At 70.9% G+C, this 19,410-nt stretch carries 20 protein-coding genes and 2 pseudogenes; 11 read left to right on the top strand and 11 right to left on the bottom strand.

The window, feature by feature from the left end:
• Positions 1 to 21 precede the first annotated feature (21 nt).
• Positions 22 to 999 carry a zinc-dependent alcohol dehydrogenase gene (locus tag OHA21_RS03215; RefSeq protein ID WP_328469952.1) on the bottom strand — a complete coding sequence of 326 codons (978 nt, stop codon included), beginning with the start codon at positions 997 to 999 and terminating at the stop codon, positions 22 to 24.
• Positions 1,000 to 1,090: 91 nt separating this feature from the next.
• Between OHA21_RS03215 and OHA21_RS03220 the strand changes: the two genes are divergently transcribed.
• Positions 1,091 to 1,852, top strand: coding sequence for a CDP-alcohol phosphatidyltransferase family protein (locus tag OHA21_RS03220; RefSeq protein ID WP_328469954.1), 762 nt, complete (start codon positions 1,091 to 1,093; stop codon positions 1,850 to 1,852).
• On the opposite strand, the gene OHA21_RS03225 is transcribed toward OHA21_RS03220, so the two are convergent.
• The gene (locus tag OHA21_RS03225) at positions 1,849 to 2,733 is read right to left on the bottom strand and encodes an ABC transporter substrate-binding protein (protein WP_328469956.1); all 885 of its coding nucleotides are present in this window, start codon (positions 2,731 to 2,733) and stop codon (positions 1,849 to 1,851) included. The genes OHA21_RS03220 and OHA21_RS03225 overlap by 4 nt on opposite strands.
• Before the next feature lie 109 nt (positions 2,734 to 2,842).
• Between OHA21_RS03225 and OHA21_RS03230 the strand changes: the two genes are divergently transcribed.
• Positions 2,843 to 3,436 carry an HAAS signaling domain-containing protein gene (locus OHA21_RS03230; protein ID WP_328469958.1) on the top strand — a complete coding sequence of 198 codons (594 nt, stop codon included), beginning with the start codon at positions 2,843 to 2,845 and terminating at the stop codon, positions 3,434 to 3,436.
• A gap of 26 nt (positions 3,437 to 3,462) precedes the next feature.
• Here OHA21_RS03230 and OHA21_RS03235 read toward each other — a convergent pair.
• From OHA21_RS03235 to OHA21_RS03250, 4 genes and pseudogenes are all read right to left on the bottom strand, one after another.
• Positions 3,463 to 4,367, bottom strand: a pseudogene (locus OHA21_RS03235) (IS982 family transposase).
• Between the two features lie 78 nt (positions 4,368 to 4,445).
• Positions 4,446 to 5,357 (bottom strand): endonuclease/exonuclease/phosphatase family protein, encoded by a 912-nt coding sequence (locus tag OHA21_RS03240; protein WP_328469960.1) that lies wholly within the window; start codon positions 5,355 to 5,357, stop codon positions 4,446 to 4,448.
• A 12-nt stretch (positions 5,358 to 5,369) separates the two neighbouring features.
• Positions 5,370 to 6,200, bottom strand: a complete 831-nt coding sequence (locus tag OHA21_RS03245) for an alpha/beta fold hydrolase (RefSeq protein ID WP_328469962.1) — start codon at positions 6,198 to 6,200, stop codon at positions 5,370 to 5,372.
• A 115-nt stretch (positions 6,201 to 6,315) separates the two neighbouring features.
• On the bottom strand, positions 6,316 to 6,675 hold the full coding sequence (locus OHA21_RS03250) for a hypothetical protein (RefSeq protein WP_328469964.1): 360 nt from the start codon (positions 6,673 to 6,675) through the stop codon (positions 6,316 to 6,318).
• Between the two features lie 185 nt (positions 6,676 to 6,860).
• On the opposite strand from OHA21_RS03250, the gene OHA21_RS03255 reads away from it, so the two are divergent.
• Together OHA21_RS03255 and htpG are read left to right on the top strand one after the other, a co-directional pair.
• The gene (locus OHA21_RS03255) at positions 6,861 to 7,124 is read left to right on the top strand and encodes a hypothetical protein (RefSeq protein ID WP_328478266.1); all 264 of its coding nucleotides are present in this window, start codon (positions 6,861 to 6,863) and stop codon (positions 7,122 to 7,124) included.
• Between the two features lie 50 nt (positions 7,125 to 7,174).
• On the top strand, positions 7,175 to 9,025 hold the full coding sequence (htpG, locus tag OHA21_RS03260; protein ID WP_328469966.1) for a molecular chaperone HtpG: 1,851 nt from the start codon (positions 7,175 to 7,177) through the stop codon (positions 9,023 to 9,025).
• A 39-nt stretch (positions 9,026 to 9,064) separates the two neighbouring features.
• On the opposite strand, the gene OHA21_RS03265 is transcribed toward htpG, so the two are convergent.
• Positions 9,065 to 9,904, bottom strand: a complete 840-nt coding sequence (locus OHA21_RS03265) for a PfkB family carbohydrate kinase (RefSeq protein WP_328469968.1) — start codon at positions 9,902 to 9,904, stop codon at positions 9,065 to 9,067.
• 1 nt (position 9,905) lies between these two features.
• On the bottom strand, positions 9,906 to 10,064 hold the full coding sequence (locus OHA21_RS03270; RefSeq protein WP_328469970.1) for a hypothetical protein: 159 nt from the start codon (positions 10,062 to 10,064) through the stop codon (positions 9,906 to 9,908).
• A 123-nt stretch (positions 10,065 to 10,187) separates the two neighbouring features.
• On the opposite strand from OHA21_RS03270, the gene OHA21_RS03275 reads away from it, so the two are divergent.
• Positions 10,188 to 11,669, top strand: coding sequence for a DHA2 family efflux MFS transporter permease subunit (locus OHA21_RS03275; RefSeq protein ID WP_328469972.1), 1,482 nt, complete (start codon positions 10,188 to 10,190; stop codon positions 11,667 to 11,669).
• Entirely contained in the window at positions 11,666 to 12,265 is a 600-nt protein-coding gene (locus OHA21_RS03280) for an acyl-CoA-like ligand-binding transcription factor (RefSeq protein ID WP_328469974.1), read from the top strand. The genes OHA21_RS03275 and OHA21_RS03280 overlap by 4 nt, the downstream gene beginning before the upstream one ends.
• On the opposite strand, the gene OHA21_RS03285 is transcribed toward OHA21_RS03280, so the two are convergent.
• Positions 12,195 to 12,899 carry a TetR/AcrR family transcriptional regulator gene (locus tag OHA21_RS03285; protein ID WP_328469976.1) on the bottom strand — a complete coding sequence of 235 codons (705 nt, stop codon included), beginning with the start codon at positions 12,897 to 12,899 and terminating at the stop codon, positions 12,195 to 12,197. The genes OHA21_RS03280 and OHA21_RS03285 overlap by 71 nt on opposite strands.
• Positions 12,900 to 12,971: 72 nt before the next feature.
• On the opposite strand from OHA21_RS03285, the gene OHA21_RS03290 reads away from it, so the two are divergent.
• The 4 genes and pseudogenes from OHA21_RS03290 to OHA21_RS03305 all read left to right on the top strand — a co-directional run bounded on the left by OHA21_RS03290 (position 12,972) and on the right by OHA21_RS03305 (position 15,971).
• The gene (locus OHA21_RS03290) at positions 12,972 to 13,655 is read left to right on the top strand and encodes an SDR family oxidoreductase (RefSeq protein WP_328469978.1); all 684 of its coding nucleotides are present in this window, start codon (positions 12,972 to 12,974) and stop codon (positions 13,653 to 13,655) included.
• A 203-nt stretch (positions 13,656 to 13,858) separates the two neighbouring features.
• Positions 13,859 to 15,418: an alpha/beta hydrolase gene (locus tag OHA21_RS03295; protein WP_328469980.1), complete on the top strand. Its 1,560-nt coding sequence runs from the start codon at positions 13,859 to 13,861 to the stop codon at positions 15,416 to 15,418.
• Between the two features lie 55 nt (positions 15,419 to 15,473).
• A pseudogene (locus tag OHA21_RS03300) lies at positions 15,474 to 15,857 on the top strand (GntT/GntP/DsdX family permease); the annotation flags it as partial.
• Complete coding sequence (locus OHA21_RS03305) at positions 15,843 to 15,971, top strand: GntT/GntP/DsdX family permease (RefSeq protein WP_328478268.1); 129 nt, start codon at positions 15,843 to 15,845, stop codon at positions 15,969 to 15,971. The pseudogene OHA21_RS03300 and the gene OHA21_RS03305, both read left to right, overlap by 15 nt.
• A gap of 224 nt (positions 15,972 to 16,195) precedes the next feature.
• Here the strand turns inward: OHA21_RS03305 and OHA21_RS03310 are convergent, their stop codons facing one another.
• Positions 16,196 to 16,966 (bottom strand): LLM class F420-dependent oxidoreductase, encoded by a 771-nt coding sequence (locus OHA21_RS03310; RefSeq protein ID WP_328469983.1) that lies wholly within the window; start codon positions 16,964 to 16,966, stop codon positions 16,196 to 16,198.
• Between the two features lie 10 nt (positions 16,967 to 16,976).
• Entirely contained in the window at positions 16,977 to 17,447 is a 471-nt protein-coding gene (locus tag OHA21_RS03315; RefSeq protein WP_328469985.1) for a hypothetical protein, read from the bottom strand.
• A gap of 131 nt (positions 17,448 to 17,578) precedes the next feature.
• Here OHA21_RS03315 and OHA21_RS03320 point away from each other — a divergent pair, with 131 nt between their 5' ends.
• Positions 17,579 to 19,369: a LamG domain-containing protein gene (locus OHA21_RS03320; protein WP_328469987.1), complete on the top strand. Its 1,791-nt coding sequence runs from the start codon at positions 17,579 to 17,581 to the stop codon at positions 19,367 to 19,369.
• Positions 19,370 to 19,410: the final 41 nt, after the last annotated feature.

Raw genomic sequence — 19,410 nt, forward strand, 5'->3', positions numbered from 1 at the left:
CGGGTACCCGGTCCGGAAAGATCAATTCACCGCTGGGTAGTCGATGACGTGGCAGAGCGCGGGCAGGCTCCCCGCGGCGAGCCGGGGGAGGACCGCGGGCATCTCGGCGAAGTCCGAGTGGCCGGTGGTCAGCGCGTCGAACCGCGGGTCCTTGAGCAGGTCGAGGGCGAGCGCGAGGCGTTCGGCGTAGGAGCGGCCGCGGGCCGGCGCGATGCCGCCGACCTGGCTGCTGCGGATGGTCAGCCGGCGGGAGTGGAAGAACTCGCCGAGCGGGATCGCCACCCGTTTGTCGCCGAACCAGCTGAGCTCGACGACGGTGCCCTCGGGGGCCAGCAGTTCGAGCGCGCGGGTGAGACCCGGCTCGGTGGCGCTGGCGTGGATGACGAGGTCGCGGCCTTCGTCGGCGTCGGCCGGAGGCGCGAAGCGGATGTTCAGCTTCTTCGCGACCTCGGCCTTCGTGGCGTCCGTGTCGACCAGCTGGACGTCGGTGCCGGGGAGGCCGGCCAGCACCGCCGCGACCGACGAGCCGACCATGCCGCCGCCGACCACCGAGATCCGGTCGCCGATCTGCGGGTGCGCGTCCCAGACGGCGTTCACCGCGGTCTCCACCGTGCCGGCCAGCACGGCCCGGGCGGTCGGGACGTCGTCGGGGACCACGGTCACCGACTCGGCCGGGACGACGTAGCGGGTCTGGTGCGGGTAGAGGCAGAAGACGGTCCTGCCGACCAGCTCGGGGGTGCCGGCCTCGACGACGCCGACGTTCAGGTAGCCGTACTTCACCGGCGCCGGGAAGTCACCGGCCTGGAACGGCGCCCGCATGCTGTCCCACTGGTTCTCCGGCACCCGGCCCTGGAAGACCAGGGTCTCGGTGCCCCGGCTCACCCCGGAGTGCAGCGTGCGGACCAGCACCTCACCCGGCCCGGGATCGGGGACCCGTTCGGTGCGTATCTCCCCCGAACCCGGGGAAATCAACCAGAACGCCAGGGCATCCGCAGACAAGAGCCGTCCTTTCACTGAACCGAAAGTCCCCGTTGAGCGTGTCAATCGGGGACAGCGGCTAAACCCTACGTCCCTACGCTCAGGAGGAACGGTGACCATCAGTACCGCCACGACCACGACGAGCCCGCTCCGGGCTCCGCTGGTCGGCTTCGCGGCCCATCTGCTCCTCCTCGCCGCGCTCGCCGGTCTCGTGGGGCTCAGCACGTGGGGCTGGGTGGCGGGGGCCGGCTACGGAACCGTCCTGTGCGGTCTGCTCGCGATGGCGCTGCACCGTACCGGGATGGGTGACCTCGGCTGGGCGAACCTGGTCACCTTCGGACGTGCCATCCTCACCGGCGGCGTCACCGCCCTGGTCCTCTCGGACGCGCCGACCGCGCTGGTCGTGACGATCGCCGCGGTCGCCCTCGCGATGGACGGTGTGGACGGCCAGATCGCCCGCCGCACCGGGACGACCACCGCGCTCGGCGCCCGCTTCGACATGGAGATCGACGCGTTCCTGATCCTGGTGCTCAGCGGCGCGGCGGCTCTCGAGTACGGCTGGTGGGCCCTGGCCATCGGCGCGTTCCGCTACGTCTTCGTCGCCGCCTCCTGGGTCGCGCCGTGGCTCACCGCGCCGCTGCCGCCCAAGTTCAGCCGCAAGGTGGTCGCCGCTCAGCAGGGCATCATGCTGGCCGTCGTGGTCAGCGGCCTGCTCCCGGCCTGGCTGGCCGTGGCTGCCCTCGCCATCGCGCTCGGCTCCCTGACCTGGTCCTTCGGCACCGACATCGCCTGGCTGTATAGGGCCTCGCGGGTGCGCGAGGTGGCCCGCAGCCGCTGGTCCGCCCCGCGCCGCCACGCCCTCGCGACGCGTTAGGCGACGCGGGCGATCCGTCCGGGCGAGGGCGCCGGGACGGCGTCCGGGTGCAGGATCGCGGCGATCGCCTCCACGCCGTCGATCAGGCGGGGACCGGGCCGCACCACCAGGCCGTCGCCGTCGATCGCCCACACCGCGGCGCCCGGGAAGTGCGGGACCACCGCTTCGGCCTGGCGCACCGCGCCGTCCAGGTGGTAGCCGCACGGCGTCACCAGCACCACGTCCGGCGCCGGGGCTGCCAGCTCCGCCCAGGTCACCGCCACCGACTTCTGCCCCGGCCGGGCCGCGACCGGTTCGCCGCCGGCCGCGACGATCAGGTCCGGCACCCAGTGCCCGGCGCAGAACGGCGGATCCACCCACTCCACCACGGCGACCTTCGGCCGCGGCCGGCCGGCGACCGCCGCGGCCACCCGAGCCAGCCGTTCCTTCAGCGAGGCGACCAGGTCACGGCCCCTTTCCGGTACGCCCACCGCACCCGCCACCTCGACAAAGGTGCCCAGCACGTCGGCCAGGGTGTGCGGATCCAGCGACAGCACGTCCGACCGGCACCCGAGGTGGCTCAGCGCGTCGTCGACGTGTCCCGACGGCAGAGCGCACACCCGGCACAGGTCCTGGGTCAGGATCAGCTCCGGCTCCAGGCCGGCGAGCGCGTCCGCGTGCAGCGTGTAGAGGTCCCCACCGGCAGCCATCTCGGTCCGCACGTACTCGTCGATCTCGGCCGGCGTCATTCCCTTGGTGTCCCGCCCGCCGACCACCACGGTCTTCGTGGCGCGGGCCTCGGCCGGCTCGTCACACTCGAACGTCACCCCGATCAGATCGTCGCCGAGACCCAGGGCGTACACGATCTCCGTGGCGGACGGCAGCAGCGAGACCAGGCGCATCCAGTCAGCCTAAAGGTGTAGTCCGGCCCGCACGGATAGCACCGTGGACGGATGCGTGCCGGGGTGCCGTCCAGGGATTCTGACGGCATCGCCGAATCCGGGAGGGACCATGACCACGGCACCGCTGGCGCACGCCGACACGCTCGTGCTCGACTACCTGGCCGCGCTCTGGGCGGCCTCCGAGGACCTGCCGCCCGAGTCCCGCGACGACCTGATGCGGACCGTGACCGGCTACATCGCGCTGCGCCAGGACCTCGCCGACGACCCGGCCCTGATCCTCGGCCGCCTCGGACCGCCGGAGCACCTGGCCGCCGCCGTCCGCCGCGGCGGGATGCCGACCCACCTGCGCCTGCCCGCTCCCACCGCGGCCCCGGCCGCCCCGGCGCCGACGCCGGGCGGTGGCGCCGAGCACGCGGCCATCGCGCTGCTGGTGGGCGGGACGTTCCTGCTGCCGGTGGTCAGCCCGGCGGCCGGCCTGCTGATCGCCACCGGATCGCCCCGCTGGACTCCCGCGCAGAAGGGCGCCGCGTGGATCCTGACCATCGGCTCGGCCACCGGCGCGCTGCTGTTCGCCCTGATGATCGCGGGCCTCGGCGGCGGCGGTGGGCTGTTCCTGCTGGTGGCCTACCTGGGCGCCTGCGTGGGCTCGATCGTCGCGGGGCTGGCGCTGCTCGTCGCGCTGCGCGGACCCACGACGCCCTAGATGATTGAGTCCTAAATTCTTGCTGGTCAATGGTCGTACGCGATGAGTGAGCGTGGGTGGGGTGCGCCGATGTTGGTGTTGTGCCAGATCACCGCGGCCAGGGCGAGCAGCCGCTGACCGATCCGGGCGAACAGCCCGGCCGGTCGGCGGGCACCGTGACGTTCCAGGGACAGCCGTCCCTTGAGGGTTTGAAAAATCGACTCGATCCATTGGCGGCAGCGCAGCAGCGCGCGTTCGGCCGGGGTACGAGGAGCGTCCGCCTTCGCATTGGCGCGTTGCGGGCGAACCAGATGCACCCCGGCCTCGGCGCAGAAGCGCTCGAATTCGGGCCCGGCGAACCCGCGGTCGGCCAGGATCACCTGCCCGCTGTCGATCAGGTGATGGTCGGCCTCAAGCAATGCGGTGATGACCTCGCGTTCGTCGAGTTTCGGGTTGGCCAAACACCACAGGATCGGCATGCCCTCGGCGGTGGCCAGCAGATACAGGCGCATGCCCCAGAAGAACCGCGAGTGCGAGGCGCTGTAGCCGTACCCGGCGTCGCCGGCCAGATCCGAGCGTTTCACGGTCTCACGGGAGGCGCCGCACGGTACCGGCGTGGAGTCGATCAACCGCAGGACCGGTACACCGGATCCGGTAACCCGGGCCAGCGCCCGGATCACCGTGGTGATCAACTCGCCGCTGGCCCGCACGCGTTTGCCGTAGCCGGAGGCAGTGGCCAGGTACGGAAACAAATGCCGCAGATGGGTCTGGGCATAGCGGATCCGGTGCCGCTCCCGCGGAAAGTCGAGCAGCACCTGGGCGATCAGCAGGCAGACCAGTTCCGCATCGGACAACAGCCGCGGACGTCCGGGCCGCCGACGCCCCCACGGGATCAGGTAATCATCGACGAACACGTACAGTGCGTGAGAAGGGTGTTGATGTCAGCAGTCACGCGCAGACAACAACACCCTTCCTCATTGCCGCGTGACCGTACCGCCCACCAACCCAGCATTCGGACTCAACCACCTAGTCAGATGTCGAAGGTGGCGGCGATCGGGAGGTGGTCGCTGCCGGTGCGCGGGAGCGACCACAACTCGGGGATCGTCAGTGCGCGCGCCAGGATCTGGTCGACCCGGGCCACCGGGACGGCGGCCGGCCAGCTGAACGGGAACGCCGACCGGCCGGTGGCCATCAGGTCGGTGACCGGGGACAGCCCGCGGTCGTCGATCGTGCTGTTCAGATCGCCGAGCAGGATGACCCGCTCGACGGGTTCGGCGCGCAGCGCCGCTCCCAGTCTGCGGGCGCTCTCGTCCCGGCGTACGCAATCGAATCCGGTCAGTCCGAGACGCACCGACGGTAGGTGGACCACATGGACCGCCACGTCGCCGATCGGGGTCTGCGCGATCGCGCGCAGCCCGCGGTTCCAGTCGGCGCCGAAGGCGGCGGGCCGGATGTCCAGCGCACGCGCCTCACGCAGCGGATGCTTCGACCAGAGGGCGACCGTGCCCTGCACGGTGTGGTGCGGATAGCCGGGAGCGAGCGCGGCGGCGTACGCGGGCAGCGCCTCCGGCGTGACCTCCTGTAGGCCGATCAGATCCGGACCGGCCTCAACCAGCGTGCGGACCGTCCCGGCCGGATCGGGATTCTCGTCGCTCACGTTGTGCTGAACGGCGGTGAGGTACGACCCGTGCCCGGTCGTCGGGAACAGCTGACCGCCGTAGACGCCGAGCCAGGCCACCAGGGGCAGCAGGGCGGTCAGCGCGATGCCGGCTGAACGCCGCCACACGGCGAGACCGAGCAGCGGAAGGGCGGCCAGGCCCAGCCACGGGCGGAAGGCCTCGAGCAGGCTGCCCAGCTGACCGATCCGGTTCGGCACCAGCCCGTGGAACAGGAACACCGCCGTGACCAGCACGGCGAAGGGCACGGCGACGCGGAGCAGCATCGCGTGATGATGTCAGATCAGGATCTCCGCGAGGACCTGGTCCCAGACGGCGCGGGGCGGGAACTCGTGGCCGACCCCTTCCATCCAGACCAGGCGGGCGCCCGGGATGGCCCGGGCCAGTTCCCGCGGGTGTTCCGCGGGAAACCGCTGGTCGAGCGTGCCGTGCAGCACCACGGTCGGAGCGGTGATGTCGCCGAGCCGGTCCTGGACCGGCGGACCGTACCCGGCGAGGCGGTGGTTGTGCCGGGCCGCGGCCAGGTCGGCGGAGCGGTCGAAGACCCGTTCGGCGAGGCGGCGCAGCTGCGGCTCGTCCGGGGTGAACGGGCCGCCGCGGGCGCGGACCTCGGCCATCAGACCGGCGACCGCGGCCTTGCGGTTCGACCAGTCGACCTCCGGACGGGTCTCGACCAGGAGAGCCACGCCGCCCTTGGTCATCTCCTCGCCCGGCTCGCCCGCGCTCGTCGACATCAGGGTCAGACTGAGCACCCGCTCCGGATGCTGCACCGCGATCCGCTGGGCCAGGGCGCCGCCGAGCGAGAGCCCGACGAGGTGCGCGGCCGGCACGCCCAGCGCGTCCATCACCCCGAGGGCGTCGTTCATCAGATCGGTCCCGGAGTAGCCGGGCACCCCGATCGGGAAACACGTCGACCGGCCGGTGTCCCGGTGGTCGTAACGGATGACGAACCGGCCGCCGGCCGCGAGCCGCCGGCAGAACTCGTCGTCCCACCAGTCCATCGAACTGGCTTCCCCGGCCAGCAGCAGCAACGGGGGCTCGGTAGGTTCGCCGAAGGTCTCCACGCACACCTCGATGCCGTTGACGGGCATCATCGTCTCGGTCACCACGGAAGCCATTGTGGCGAGACTCACTTGCGGGCGCGTTAAATGGACATCACATCGGATGACGTTCCGGCTGAGAGAGCCCGGCCTCCCGGCCGGGCTCCCGATCTTTGCGCGAGGGTCAGCGGTGGACGGGCGCCACTGCCCGGGCCTGGTTGCGCACCACCCGCAGCGAGACCGCGGTGAGGGTCAGGGCGAGACCGAAGAGCGCGAGATGCAGGTACGGGTTCGCGATCGGCACGAACGCGATGACCGCCACGGGGATCTGGACCACCCCGACGAGCAACGCCAGGAGCCACTTGCGGCCGCCGCTCCACAGCAGCGCGGTCCACACCGGCGCGGAGACGACCAGCAGGGTCAGGCCGTCGAGCAGGGCGTGCAGGGCGGGGCTGTGCACCCGGTTGTGGGCGAACGCCTGGGCGGGGGAGGCGATCCAGAGACCGGCGAGGACGAGGGCGAGAACGACAGCGGCACGACGCATGGGATCCTCCAGCGTGTTGAAACCGTTGCACCGAGTAATCACCGTACAAAGGGCGCAGGGGGCGCGTAAAGGTTCGCGGCGATTCATTCGCGCTTTGGGGGAGCCGTCACTCTTCGGATTCGGTTTCTCGGCCGATCAGCCAGGTAGCCACTTGCAGTGATCATGACTAGCCTGCTCGGGTGCGAATGATCGAGCTGGCCATGGCAGCGGCCGTAACGGTGAGTATTTCCGGCGTTTCTTACGCTGCGTTGAACCCGCAGAAGCTGGAGGCGGACGCGCGGGTCGTGGCGAACCAGGCCACCTGCCGGACCGTGGACACCGCGATCGTCGCCTACGTGGGGCAGCACGGGCAGGCGCCCAAGACCGTCCGCCAGCTGAAGGAGTACGTGGACGGCGACATCTCCCGCTACCGGATCGTCGACGGGGTCGCTGCCGGTCCCGGGTGCTGACTCCGGACGTCATACGATCGGCCTGTAACAGGAGGACATGACGGGAACGGGTGACGATGGAGACGTTGGAGTTTCAGGCCGAAGCGCGCCAGCTGCTGCAGTTGATGGTCCATTCGATCTATTCGAACAAGGACATCTTCCTGCGTGAGCTGATCTCCAATGCGTCCGACGCGCTGGACAAGCTGCGCCTCGCCAAGCTGCAGGACGGCCTCGAGGCCGACACTTCCGACCTGCACATCGAGATCGAGGCGGACGCGGACGCTCGTACGCTGACGGTTCGTGACAACGGCATCGGCATGACCCGCGAAGAGGTCGTCGAGCTGATCGGCACGATCGCCAAGTCCGGCACCGCGGAGCTGCTGACCAAGCTCAAGGAGGCGAAAGAGAGCCCCGAGCTGATCGGCCAGTTCGGCGTCGGCTTCTACTCGACGTTCATGGTCGCCGACAGGGTCAGCCTGGTGACCCGCAAGGCCGGCACCGAGGGCCACGGCACCCGCTGGGAGTCCGAGGGCGGCGGCACCTACACGATCGACGACGCGCCCGACGCGCCGGTCGGCACCACGGTGACCCTGCACCTGCGGCCGAAGGACGAGGACGACGCTCTCTACGACTACACCGACGAGTGGAAGATCAAGGAGATCGTCAAGCGGTACTCGGACTTCATCTCGTTCCCCATCAAGAAGGTCTCCTCCGGTGGTGAGGCGGAGACCCTCAACTCGATGAAGGCGCTGTGGGCACGCCCGCGCAGCGAGGTCACCGACGAGGAGTACCACCAGTTCTACCGGCACATCAGCCACGACTGGACCGACCCGCTCGAGATCATCAACATGAAGGCGGAGGGCACCTTCGAGTACGAGGCGCTGCTCTTCATCCCGTCCCGGGCGCCGCACGACCTGTTCCAGCGGGACGCCCGCCGCGGCCTGCAGCTCTACGTCAAGCGCGTCTTCATCATGGACGACAGCAAGGAGCTGATCCCCGACTACCTGCGCTTCGTCAAGGGCGTGGTGGACGCGGCCGACCTGTCGCTGAACATCTCCCGGGAGATCCTGCAGCAGGACCGGCACATCCAGATGATCCGGCGCCGCCTGGTCAAGAAGGTCCTGTCCACCATCAAGGACCTGATGACCGGCAACCCGGAGAAGTACGCGACGTTCTGGCGCGAGTTCGGCCGGGCGGTCAAGGAGGGCCTGCTCGCCGAGCCGGACAACCACAAGCCGATCCTGGAGATCGCGTCGTTCGCCACCACGCACGGCACCGAGCCGACGACGCTCGCCGCCTATGTGGAGCGGATGAAGGAGGGCCAGGAGGAGATCTACTTCCTGACCGGCGAGAGCCGCTCCCAGGTGGAGAACTCGCCGCACATGGAAGCCTTCCAGGCCGAGGGCTACGAGGTGCTGATCCTCACCGACCCGGTCGACGAGATCTGGGTCGACGCGGTGCCCGACTACGAGGGCAAGAAGCTGCGCTCGATCGCCCGCGGCTCGGTCGACCTGAAGAAGGACGAGGAGCAGAAGGAGCCGGAGGGCGACTTCGGTCCGCTGCTCGGCTTCCTCAAGGAGAAGCTGGACGAGCAGGTCAAGGAGGTACGCCTGTCGCACCGCCTGACCACGTCGGCGGCCTGCCTGGTCAGCGACTCCGACGACATCACCCCGGCGCTGGAGAAGATGTACCGGGCGATGGGCCAGGAGGGCCCGCGGGTCAAGCGGATCCTCGAGCTCAACCCGAACCACCCGCTGGTCAGCGGCCTGCGGGCGGCGCACGAGCGGGGCGCCGAGGACCCGGCCCTGCCGGACACGGCCGAGCTGCTCTACGGCACCGCGCTCCTCGCCGAGGGCGGCGACCTGGACGACCCGGCCCGCTTCGCCAAGCTGCTCGCCGACCGTCTGGCCCGCACGGTCTGAGCACCGCGTCCCGGCCCGTCGCCTCACCGGCGGGCCGGGTCAGCGCAGATGTGCCAGCCAGGCGCGCGGTCCGGGGTGTGCCACACGGATGCCGGCGACGCGTATCGCGTACGCAATCGCGGTTTTCAGATCGTCGTTGCCGGCCAGGGCGACGGCGAGCGCGCCGTGGAAGGCGTCGCCGGCGCCCGCGGTGTCCGCGGCCGTGACGCGCGGCACCTCGATCGACCCGGAAGTGGTCGCGTCGCTGAACCAGCGGACCGGGCCGGCGCCGTGCGTGACCACGACATGGGGCGCGGCCACGGCGCGGGCGGTCGACTCGTCGGACTGATCAGCCGCGTCCGGGTGACGGAAGTCCGCTGAGCAGGCCACCACCTCGGCGTACCGGAAGATCTCCGCGAAGATCGGGCGCCAGCTGCCGGCGTCCACCAGCAGGCGCCGCGCGGCACGCGCCGCAGCGGCGGCCAGCACGGGGTGATGTCCGTCCGCCAGCGTCAGGTCCGCTTCCGGCAGACCCCTTTCCGGTACGCGCACCGCACGGTTCCCCGCGTTGCGGCTGACGATGCTGCGTTCTCCCGTTGCGGACAGCACGGTCACCGCGGAGACCGGCGGCGGTTCGGCCGTGTCCGGATCGGCGTCGATCAGGGTGACGCCGTGTGCCGTGAGATCGGCGCGGATCAGATCGCCGAGCGGATGAGCCCCCACGGCCGTGACCAGGGTTACCTCGGCGCCCAGCGCGGCCGCGGTGACGGCGGCGTTGGCTGCCGGACCGCCCGCGGCGACCTCGACCGATGCCGACTGCACCTTCTCGTCCGGGCCGGGCAGCCGCTCGACACGCTGGATCAGGTCGACCGTGGCCAGGCCGACACAGAGGATCCGCACGTCACCCGTTGGACAGGTCGACGAAGAAAGTGCCGATGTTGGTGAAGATGTCGGCAATGCCGTCGCCGAGGCTGCGGGTCACGTCGGCGGCCGGTCCCGGGTTCGTGCCGATCCAGAAGACCAGCAGGAACACCACGATCCAACCGATGACCTTCTTCATCGAGCTCCTCCGCTTACCGGGACGCCATCCAAGATCGTGGCACAGGCCGGCAACGCCGCGCACAGGGCACGCCCAACCCTGATCAATTGCTAGTTGCTTGCTTTTGACAGTTACTCTCATTTCATGGCTACTTTCAGTGGGCGCTGGTACGCGCTCGGAGCGCTCTCCCTCTGCACACTCGCCATCGGTCTGGACAGCACGGTGCTCAGCGTCGCGCTGCCCACCCTGGCCCGGGACCTGGAGGCGTCCACCGGCGACCTCCAGTGGTTCACCAACTCGTACCTGCTGGTGCTGGCCGCCGGACTGCTGCCGGCCGGCATGCTCGGCGACCGGTACGGCCGGAAGAAGTTCCTGCTCGGCGCGCTCGTGCTGTTCGGGGCTGCCTCCCTCGCCTGTGCGTATGCGGAGACGGCCGGACAGCTGACCGCCGCCCGGGCCGTCCTCGGTCTCGGCTCGGCGGTGATCATGGCGTTGATGGGCGCCGTCCTGACCGTTCTGTTCGACGAGCGGGAGCGGCCGCGTGCGCTGTCGATCTGGGTGACGGCGAACGCGTTGGGCGTACCGCTCGGGCCGCTGCTCGGTGGCTGGCTGCTGGACCACTTCCACTGGGGTGCGGTCTTCCTCATCAACCTGCCGCTCGTGGTCCTCGGCCTGATCGCCGTCGCCGTCCTGCTGCCCGAGTCGTACGGCGACCGGCGCCGCCGCTTCGACCTGCTCGGCGTCGTGCTGTCGGCGACCGGGCTGGTCGCGCTCACGTACGGGATCATCGAAGCCGGCGAACGTGGCTGGACCGACCCGCGCGCCCTGCTCACCGTCGCCCTCGGCGTGCTCGCGCTCGGCGCGCTGATCCTCTGGCAGCGGCGTGCCGCCGCGCCGCTGATCGACCTCGAGCTGTTCCGGAACCGGGCGTTCACCGGCGGGACCCTCTTCGCCACGATCGCCGGTTTCGCGTTCTTCGGCCTGCTCTTCGCGTTGCCGCTGCTCTTCCAGGCGGTCGGCGGCGCGGACGCCCTCGGCACCGGGCTGCGCCTGCTCCCGGTGATCGGCGGCCTGCTGGCCGGGGCGCGCGTCGCCGGCCGGCTCACCGCCCGGTTCGGCGCCCGCCCGGTCATCGCGACCGGCTTGGCCGTGATGGCCGCCGCGCTCTTCGCCGGCGCGGCCACCGACGCCGGCACCGGGTACGGCTACGTCGCGGCCTGGATCGCCGTCGCCGGAGTGGGCCTCGGCTTCACCATGCCTCCGTCGATGAACGCGGCGCTCGGCGCGCTCACCCCGGAACGCAGCGGCGTCGGCTCCGGCCTGATCCAGGCGTTACGGCAGGTCGGCAGCGCGATCGGGGTGGCCGTGCTGGGCACCGCGCTGAACTCGGCGTACCGCGGCGCGTTGCCCGCCTCGGCGCCGGACGCGGTCCGGGAAAGCGTCGCGGCCGCACCGCAGTTCGGTGATCCGGCGCTGCTCGACGCGGCCCGCGACGCGTTCGCGCACGGCATGAGCGTCTCGTTGCTGGCGGCCGGCGCGGTGGCGGCGGTCGGGGCGATGCTCGCGCTGGTGGTGCTGCCGCGCTCCCGGCATGACGCGCCTGTGCTGGCAGAATCGGGGGTATGACAGCGCCCCCGACCAGCCTCCGCGAGCGCAAGAAGGCGAAGACCCGCGCCGCGATCCGCGAGCACGCGATGCGGATGTTCGAGGAGCAGGGGTACGCGCAGACCACCGTGGACCAGATCGCCGAAGCGGCCGAGGTCTCCCCGAGCACCTTCTTCCGCTATTTCCCGACCAAAGAGGATGTCGTCCTGGTGGATGACGTCGACGCCGTCCTGATCGAGGGCATCCGCGCCCAGCCCGCCGAGGTGCCGCCGGTCGAAGCGATCCTGCGCGCGATGCGTGCCGTCTTCGCCGACATGAGCCCGGAGACCTGGGAGTTCGAACGGCGGCGGCAGCGGCTGGTGCTGGGCGTGCCCGAGTTGCGCGCCCGGATGCTGCAGCAGATGACCGATGCCATCGACCTGGTCGCCGGCGTGATCGCGGAGCGGGCCGGCCTGCCCGCCGACAACTTCTCGGCCCGGGTGACCGCGGGGGCCGCGGTCGGTGCGATGCTCTCGGTCCTGCCCTCCGGCGGCCAGGTGGACGGCGTCACACCGGCCGATTACCAGCGGCTGGAGACGGCGCTGACCCTGCTGCAGAACGGCCTTCCGCTGAGCTGACGCCGTCCGCTCGCGCCGGCCCCCGTCCATCTCGGTGGGTCAGTGCATCGCGCGCGGCGGCCAGGATGCGGTCGGAGAGGTCGGTGCCGGCGGTCGCCCGCGACAGCAGGAGCGCACCGACCATGGTGCTGACGGCGGCAAGGTCCGCTTCGCCACCTGCGGCCAAGCGGCGGGCGAAACCCTCAACCCCTGCCGCGTACGCTCGGCGCGTCTCCTCGCCGCCGGCCGCGCGCGCGATGTCCCCGCCGAAACCGGCCGATGGGCATCCGGTGCCAGGACGGTCGCGGTGGGCAGCGGAGAGGTACGCATCCAGAAACGCCTCCGGGCCGCCCGCCTCCGGGCCGCCCGCCCTCTGGTCATCGGCTTCCCCGGCGCCGGGTTGCCGGCCGCTCGGGCCGGAGCCGGGGCTGTCGAGAGCTGCGGCCTGTTCCGCGAAGGCCTGCGTGACTGCCTCGGCGACCAGAGCGTCCTTCGACGCGAAGTGCTTGTAGAAACCGCCATGGGTGAGGCCCGCCTCGGCCATCACGTCGGCGACGCTGACCCCGGCCACGCCGCGCTCGCGGAAGAGGCGGGCCGCCGTGGTGACGATGCGCGAGCGGTTCTGTGCGGCCTGCGCCTGCGATACCCGTCCCATGGCCGCAACTATAGATGAGGTGTGTCATCTATTACCTGGCGCTCGTTAGATGATGCTCGTAATCTAAGCCGCATGGAACTCACCAACGCCATCGCCGTCGTCACCGGAGCCAACCGCGGGTTCGGTCGTCACCTCGCTGCCCAACTGCTCGAACGCGGCGCCAAGGTCTACGCCGCCGCCCGTGATCCGCGCAGCGTCGACCTGCCCGGCGCGATCCCGTTGCGGCTCGATGTGACCGATCCCGCCTCGATCGCGGAGGCCGCCCGGATCGCCGCCGACGCCACCCTGCTGATCAACAACGCCGGGATCGCCGCCGGGCAGTCGCTGCTCGACGGCGACCTCGACGGCATCCGGCAGGACATGGAGGTCAACTACTTCGGCACGCTGACCGTGACCCGGGCGTTCGCGCCGGTGATCGCCGGCAACGGCGGGGGAGCGGTGCTCAATGTGCTGTCCGTGCTGTCCTGGCTGCACCCGGCCGCAGCCGGGTCCTACTCGGCGGCGAAGGCGGCGGCCTGGGCGCTGACCAACGCGAGCCGGGAACTCCTCGCGCCGAGCGGCATCACGGTCACCGGGCTGCACGTCGCCTACATGGACACCGACATGGCCGCGAACGTCCCGGCCGACCGGAAGACCGATCCGGCGGTGGTGGCCAAGCTGACCCTGGACGCGGTGGCCCGGGGCGACGCCGAGGTGCTCGGCGACGAGGTGACCCGCGGGGTGAAGGCGGGGCTCTCCGGCCCGGCGGCCGCCTGACCAGCACCACCGCACGGACGGCGCGGCCGGCGAAAGCGGGGCCGGGTGAAAGCGGTCCGGGTGAAAGCGGGCCGGGTGAGAGCGGGCCGGGCGGGACCGGGGATGACGGCGGTTGCATCGGCGGGATTGAATGAACCCGGACGGTCGCCGGTGACCCGGCCGGCGGCACGCCACGACCTGTCGCCGACTCACGAGGTTCGCCCATGAGACGCAAAGTCGTACCGCTGCTCGCGCTTCTCCTCCTCGCCCCGGCCGCGCCGGCCGCCGCGCAGACCGGAGCCCCGGCCGCCGCCCGAACCGGAGCCCCGGCGAAGGCGCCGGCCGGAAGCATCGCCTGGGGTCCGTGCGATCCCGCCGAGGAGGCCCCCGCGCGGGTGCTCTGCGGCACGCTCGACGTACCGATCGACTGGTCCAAGCCGCGCGGGCCGAAGCTGACCCTCGCCCTGGCCAAGCTGCCCGCCGCCGACCCGGCGCAGCGCATCGGCTCGCTGCTGATCAACCCGGGTGGCCCGGGCGGTTCCGGGGTGGGCTTCGCCTTCGCCGCCGGGGAGGCGTTCTCCCCGGCGATCGTCAACCGGTTCGACATCATCGGCTTCGATCCGCGCGGCCAGGCCCGCAGCCAGGCCATCCTCTGTGACAGCGACGACCTCGCCGCCCAATCAGAGGTCGCCTTCCCGGACAGCGCCGCCGAGTATGCGCAGCTGCGCGCCGCCAACCGCGAGCTCTTCGCCGGCTGCGCGGAGCTGTCCGGCCCGCTGTTCAAGTTCGTGGACACCGCCAGCGTGGCCCGGGACATGGACGCGATCCGGGCCGGCCTCGGCGAGTCGAAGATCAGCTACTACGGCGTCTCGTACGGGACGATGATCGGCCAGCAGTACGCCGAGCTGTTCCCGACGCGGGTCCGGGCCATGGCGCTGGACTCGAACATGGACCACTCGCAGAACATCCCGGACTACCAGAAGTACGAGACCCTCGCGATGGAGGGCTCGTTCGTCGAGTTCGCGAAGTGGTGCGAGCGGACCGAGGCCTGCGTGCTCAACGACGAGAACGTCCTGGCCTACTTCGACGAGCTGTACGCGCAGGCCGAAGCCGGTGACCTGGTCTTCGAGGGTGAGCCGGTGGCACCGGAGACGCTGATCTCGGCGGTCTTCGGCTACCTCTACGACCCGATCAGCTGGTTCGAGCTGGCCACCCTGCTCGCCGCCCTCGGTGGGGACGCCACGGACGGGCGCCTGGGCCGCGGCGAGCCGGTGGTCAACGGGTACCTGCCGGTGATGTGTTCGGACTTCCGGTTCGACGTCGGCTCGTACCGGAACCTCGCCGCCCTGGAGCGGGCGCAGAACCGGCTCGCCCCGCACACCAAGCTCAGCCCGATCGCCTGGACCGATCTGACCAGCTGCCAGAACTGGCCGTACCGGGTGAGCAACCCGCCGCACCGGCTGCGCGCGTCCAGCAAGCTGCCGCCGATCCTGCTCGCCAACAGCCGGTGGGACGTCGCCACGCCGTACGAGTGGGGCCGCAGCCTGGCCCGGCAGCTACCGAGCTCGACGTTCCTGACCTATGACGGCGTCGGCCACGGCACGTACTGGCTCAGCCCGTGCGCGCAGGCGGCGATCGACACGTACCTGGTGGAACGGCGTACCCCGGCGAAGGGCACGCACTGCCCGGCGGTCTTCCCGACCACGCCGCCGCAGGCCGCCACGCTCAGCAGCACGGGCCTGGTGAACCCGCTACCGCAGCTGGTGGGCACGAACGCACGGTGACGAAGACGTCCTCGGCGGATTGAGAAGTGTCACGATGGGGTAACGCGGCCCCAGCCTGCTGATCGCGCTCGGTTCGATGATCGGCGCGCTGCTCGCCGAGTCGGGCGGCGCCGGCAGCGTGGTGACCCGGGTCGTCAACGGCGTGTCCGGGGCCGCGCTGCCGTGGGCCATGGCCGGGGTGGCCGCCCTGGTCGGACTGCCACTGTTCTCCGAGGTCGGCGTCGTGTTGCTGGTGCCGATCGTGTTGCTGGTCGCACGGCGTACCGATGTGGGGTTGCTCCGTCTCGGCATCCCGGCGCTGGCAGGGCTCTCGGTCCTGCACGGCCTGGTGCCGCCGCACCCCGGTCCGCTGGTGGCGATCTCCAGCCTCAACGCCGACCTCGGACTCACCCTGCTGCTCGGCCTGATCTGCGCCATCCCGACGGTGATCATCGCCGGCCAGGAATACTTCGGAATGACGGTCGGCCAGACCATCAAGACCTGGTCCGTGATGGAGACGATCATCTCGGTGGTCGGCTTCGCCTGCGTCATGCTGCTGGACCTGATCATTTAAAACACATTCATCGGTACGCGTGACGAAAAGTCCCCGCTTGCTCCACGCGACCACCTGCCACTCCATGCCGATCCGTCCCCGCCGGGCTGATGCGGTGGTCCAGCTGACACCCAGCGCTGCTTCGCGTGCCGCGAAGCGACGCTGAGCGTCAGCTGGTCGGCCGGGCTGACCGTGATGGCTGCTTCGCAGCCTGCGAAGCAGCCGTGGGTGTCAGCTGGCGCGTGCTACGCGTTGAGCTTGTCGCGCCAGGCGAGGAACTCCCGGAGTTCGGTGAGATCCGGGTCGGGGCCACCGGTGTCGATCGTGAAGAGGCGGGCGCCCAGCTCGTACATCTGGTCGCGGTTCTCGGTGTGGCCCATCACGGAGACCTCGATCTCGGCGGGGTCGCGGCCGATGTCGGCGCAGTGCGAACCCAGGATGCCGAGTTTGCGTTCGAGGGTCTCGGGGTCGGAGAAGCTGTGCCAGATGTCGGCGTGCTTCGCCGTCAGGCGCAGCGTCTTCTTCTCGCCGCCGCCGCCGATCAGGACGGGGATGTCGCGGGTGGGCGGCGGATTCAAACGACCCCAGCGGGATTCGATGCGTGGCAGCGCGGTGGCGAGGTCGTCGAGGCGGCTGCCGGCGGTGCCGAACTCGTAGCCGTACTCGGTGTAGTCGCGCTCGAACCAGCCCGAGCCGATGCCGAGGATCAGGCGGCCTTCGCTGATGTGGTCGACAGTGCGGGCCATGTCGGCGAGCAGTTCAGGGTTGCGGTAGCTGTTGCAGGAGACCAGGGCGCCGATCTCGACCCGGCTGGTTGACTCGGCCCACGCTGCGAGCATGGTCCAGCACTCGAAGTGCAGCCCGTCCGGTTCGCCGGAGAGCGGGTAGAAGTGGTCCCAGTTGAAGAGCACGTCCACGCCGAGGTCCTCGGCCTCGGCGGCGGTGCGGCGGATGGTGGCGTAGTCCATGTGCTGCGGCTGCAACTGCAGCCCGATCCGAACCGGCCTATCGATCATGCATTCGAGCCTAGTTGGCGGAGCTGCTCGGTGCCGGAGGCTGGTCGCACGTGCCGTCGAGCTGCTGGCCGATCGTGCCGAACTCGCCGTCGAGGTAGGCCCGCGGGTCGCCGGCCTGCGACGCCCTGGTCAGATCGGCCGCGATCGCGTCGACCGCCGCCCGCTGGGCCGGGTCGGTGCTCTGCTCGCCGGCCGCGGTGACCTGGCCGGCCATGTCGGCGAAGGTCTTCTGCATGCCCTCGCGGGCCTCGGCGCCGTCGGCGGTCGCGTACTCCGCGAGGCGGACCCCGCCCGAGGTGATGATCGCGTAGACCGCGGAGCAGACGTACTTCGGCTGGCCGGCCGAGGCGGACGGCACCGGCGCGATGCTGACCGGCACCGGCAGCGAGCCGGGCGCGACCTCGATCTCGCAGCCGGCGCTCGCGAGCAGGCCGGCGGCGACGGTGGCGCACATCAGGACGGTGCGGCGGCGCTGCGGCACGACATTCCCCTTCGTCGATCGCAAGGTACGCCGGGCAGCATAGTCGCTTGCCGGACCGGTGGTCCGACACCTTTCCGGGTATCCGGAAGTTAGCTAGCAATGTGTCCCATAACCCCAAAAACGGTAAGTCGGTGGTCCGGCGGGCCCTGATCGTCGGGATCGCGACGGTGCTCGTCGCGGCCGGCGGCACGGCGTTCGCCGAGATCGTCTCCTCCGACCCGATGACCTCCCCGTCGTTCAACGGATCCGTCTACGCGGTGGCGTACCGCGGCGACACCGTCTACGTCGGGGGCAACTTCACCAGTGCCGTCGCGAACGGGCGCAGCGTGCCCCGTACCCGGCTCGCCGCGTTCAGCGCCCGCACCGGCGCCCTGCTCGACTGGCAGCCCACGGCCGACGCGAACGTCCGGGCCCTCGCGGTGGACGGCGACGTCGTCTACGCGGCCGGCGACTTCGACCGGATCAACGGCGAGACCCGCGACGCCGTCGCCGGCATCGGCGCCACCAGCGGCCTGCTGACCTCCCTGCGGCACAGCGTGCTCGGCCAGCCCAGCGCGCTCGTCACCGGGCACGGCCGGCTCTACATGGGCGGGCGGATCACCTCGGTGGACGGGGTGCCGCGGTCCAACCTCGCCGCGTTCACCCTGGCCACCGGGGCGCTGGACGCCTGGGCGCCGACCACCGACGACGCGGTCAACGCGCTCGCCGTCACCGGCGACCGGGTCTACCTCGGCGGGCGGTTCCACCGGACCAACAACGTCAGCTCGACCCTGCGGCTCAGCGCGGTGGACCCGGCCACCGGGGTGCTCGACCGCACCTTCCTGCCGAAGCCGGTGTCGCAGGTGTTCGCGCTGGCGGCCCATGACGACGGGGTGTACGCGGCGCTCGGCGGGCTCGGGGGACGGGCGGTGTCGTACACGCGGGGTGGACAGGCCCGGTGGACGCGGGTCTTCGACGGCGACGCCCAGGCCGTCACGGTCCTCGACGGGACGGTCTATGTGGGTGGGCACTTCGACAAGGCCTGCACGACGACGAACAACGGCATCCGCGGCGTCTGCACCGACGGGTCGGTGACCCGGGGCAAGCTCGCGGCCGTCGACAGGGAGGGCAACCTGCTCGACTGGTCACCGCAGGCCAACGGGGTCGCCGGCACCCGGCAGCTCACCGCCAGCGGGGCGCTCGGGGCGATCAGCGCGGTCGGTGACTTCACCATGGTGGGCGGGCTGAGCCGCAAGCGGTACGTGGCGTTCGGTGGCGCTCCGCCGCGCGAGGAGGCGGTGGCTTCGGATCACGTGGCGGCGTACAACTTCGACACGACGATCGCGGACGGGACGTTCGACGACGGGTCGGGGCGGGGGCATCTGCTGCGTACCGTCACCCGTAACGGCGGGGCGCCGCAGCTGATCCCGCACGGCACCGGGCAGGCGCTGCGCTTCCCGGCGAAGTGCGCCGGCGCCGACTGCCCGCGGCTCATCCTGCAGGGCGGCGACACCCCGGCGCTCAACCCCGGCAACAAGCCGATCCGGTACGGCGCGGGCGTCCTCCTCTCACCCGCGGAGACCGGCCGGGGCGAGAACATCCTGCAGAAGGGATATTCGACCGGGGGCGGGCAGTACAAGCTGCAGGTCGACGGGCTGTCCGGCAAGCCGAGCTGCGGGATGAGCGACAAGGTGGGCGCGACGGTGCACGTGGCGCGTAGCCGTACGTCGGTGGCGGACGGCAAGTGGCACTCGCTGGAATGCCGCCGGACCGGGCCGACCCTGGCCATCCTGGTCGACGACCGCCTGGAGTCGAGTGTGCCGGTGCCGGTGGAGCTGGCGGTGGAGACCACCCAGCCGTTCACCGTGGGCGGCAAGGGCGTGGGCGCGAACAACGACCAGTTCCACGGCACCCTCGACGACATCTGGGTGCACATTGGTTGAGTAGCGCGCCGGGGGAGTGAGCACGGAGCCGCGTGTGCCGG

Source organism: Actinoplanes sp. NBC_00393, from assembly GCF_036053395.1.
Classification (GTDB): Bacteria; Actinomycetota; Actinomycetes; order Mycobacteriales; family Micromonosporaceae; genus Actinoplanes.

Coding starts and splice junctions, on each gene's coding strand:
- OHA21_RS03250 (WP_328469964.1), bottom strand. CDS start 6,675: ATGCGTCGTGCCGCTGTCGTTCTCGCCCTCGTCCTCGCCGGTCTCTGG.
- OHA21_RS03280 (WP_328469974.1), top strand. CDS start 11,666: ATGACAGCGCCCCCGACCAGCCTCCGCGAGCGCAAGAAGGCGAAGACC.
- OHA21_RS03270 (WP_328469970.1), bottom strand. CDS start 10,064: ATGAAGAAGGTCATCGGTTGGATCGTGGTGTTCCTGCTGGTCTTCTGG.
- OHA21_RS03225 (WP_328469956.1), bottom strand. CDS start 2,733: ATGCGCCTGGTCTCGCTGCTGCCGTCCGCCACGGAGATCGTGTACGCC.
- OHA21_RS03255 (WP_328478266.1), top strand. CDS start 6,861: ATGATCGAGCTGGCCATGGCAGCGGCCGTAACGGTGAGTATTTCCGGC.
- OHA21_RS03310 (WP_328469983.1), bottom strand. CDS start 16,966: ATGATCGATAGGCCGGTTCGGATCGGGCTGCAGTTGCAGCCGCAGCAC.
- OHA21_RS03295 (WP_328469980.1), top strand. CDS start 13,859: ATGAGACGCAAAGTCGTACCGCTGCTCGCGCTTCTCCTCCTCGCCCCG.
- OHA21_RS03285 (WP_328469976.1), bottom strand. CDS start 12,899: ATGGGACGGGTATCGCAGGCGCAGGCCGCACAGAACCGCTCGCGCATC.
- OHA21_RS03230 (WP_328469958.1), top strand. CDS start 2,843: ATGACCACGGCACCGCTGGCGCACGCCGACACGCTCGTGCTCGACTAC.
- OHA21_RS03240 (WP_328469960.1), bottom strand. CDS start 5,357: ATGCTGCTCCGCGTCGCCGTGCCCTTCGCCGTGCTGGTCACGGCGGTG.
- OHA21_RS03290 (WP_328469978.1), top strand. CDS start 12,972: ATGGAACTCACCAACGCCATCGCCGTCGTCACCGGAGCCAACCGCGGG.
- OHA21_RS03275 (WP_328469972.1), top strand. CDS start 10,188: ATGGCTACTTTCAGTGGGCGCTGGTACGCGCTCGGAGCGCTCTCCCTC.